This window comes from Roseococcus sp. YIM B11640 (assembly GCF_049727625.1).
In the GTDB taxonomy this organism is placed as follows: Bacteria; Pseudomonadota; Alphaproteobacteria; order Acetobacterales; family Acetobacteraceae; genus Roseococcus.
On sequence record NZ_JBBJOZ010000018.1, the window covers coordinates 1 to 531 of the forward strand.

At 72.3% G+C, this 531-nt stretch carries 1 protein-coding gene; it reads right to left on the minus strand.

The annotated features are described in order from the left end of the window. Window positions 1-431 (minus strand): tetratricopeptide repeat protein (locus tag WJM96_RS22855; RefSeq protein WP_424814871.1); only part of this gene is annotated, 431 nt, incomplete at its 3' end. Window positions 432-531 lie beyond the last annotated feature (100 nt).

Here is a 531-nt window from a genome sequence, read left to right on the forward strand (position 1 = left end):
CCCGGGTCCTGCTCCATCTGAACCTGCAGCGCCCGCGCCTCCTCGTCGCGGCCCATCGACCGAAGACGCCGCACCAGGTCCATCCGAACCCAGGCATTCCCCGGATCCGCCGCCAGCGCCCGCTGCAGCAACTCCAGCGACTGCTCGGGGCTGTCGATCAGCGCCGCCCGGTCCCGCAGCGAGATCGCCCGCATCGCCGTCGCCCCCGACGGCAGCGACAGGCCCGCCTCGCGCATCAGCGCATCCGCCTCCGCGATCCGGTCCTGCCCCGCCAGCGCGAAGTACAGCCCCGTCTGCGCATCCGCCAGGCGCGGACGAAGCGTCAGCGCATTGCGGAAACGCGCCTCCGCCGTCACGTAGTCCTGACGGCGAAGCGCCACCTGCCCCAGGATCAGCTCCGCATCCAGACGCCCCTGGCCCCCCGCGCTCAAGCCACGGCGCGCCAGCCGGTCAGCACCATCCAGATCACCCCGCTCCAGCAACCGCCACGCCTGAACCGTCGGCCCAGCAACCCAACCAACACCAGTGCCG